Annotated in this window: 1 protein-coding gene; it reads right to left on the bottom strand. The window is 75.7% G+C overall.

What is annotated here, in order from left to right:
• The coding region (locus M3677_RS16875; protein WP_251161119.1) for a hypothetical protein at nucleotides 1-286 on the bottom strand (286 nt) is incomplete at its 3' end.
• Nucleotides 287-489 lie beyond the last annotated feature (203 nt).

A 489-nucleotide genomic window follows, 5' to 3' on the forward strand; every position in this document is an offset into this window, starting at 1 on the left:
GTTTGAGCACACGCCCGGTCAGCGCGGCGTCGGCGGCCAGCAGCCGGGCCACCTCGCGGGAGCCGGCGTCCTCGGCGTGGGTCAGCGCCACGATCTGGGCCGCCACCGGCCGCTGGGCCGACAGCTCGTCGATGTGCGAGAGCACCTCGTGCGGGTCGAAGCCGACGTCGGGCAGCAGCGCGGCGACGACCTCGGCCTCGGTGGGCTCCCGCTCCTCCTCGACCTCCTCGGCCGGCCCGCCGTCCTCCACGTCGTCGTCCACGTCGTCGTCCACGTCGTCGTCCACGTCAACACCTGCGTCGTCCAGCACGTCGTCCTCCCTGCCGTCCAGCACGTCCACCCCGCCGCCCCCCGTCACCACGCACGCTCCGCGAACCAGGCACCGCACGCCGCGCCCGGCATCGGGCGGGCCACCCCGAACCCCTGCAGGTGGGTCACGCCCAGCTCCCGCAGCGCCCGCGCCTGCTCCTCGGTCTCCACGCCCTCGGC

The organism is Curtobacterium sp. P97 (genome assembly GCF_023712445.1).
Lineage (GTDB): Bacteria > Actinomycetota > Actinomycetes > Actinomycetales > Microbacteriaceae > Curtobacterium.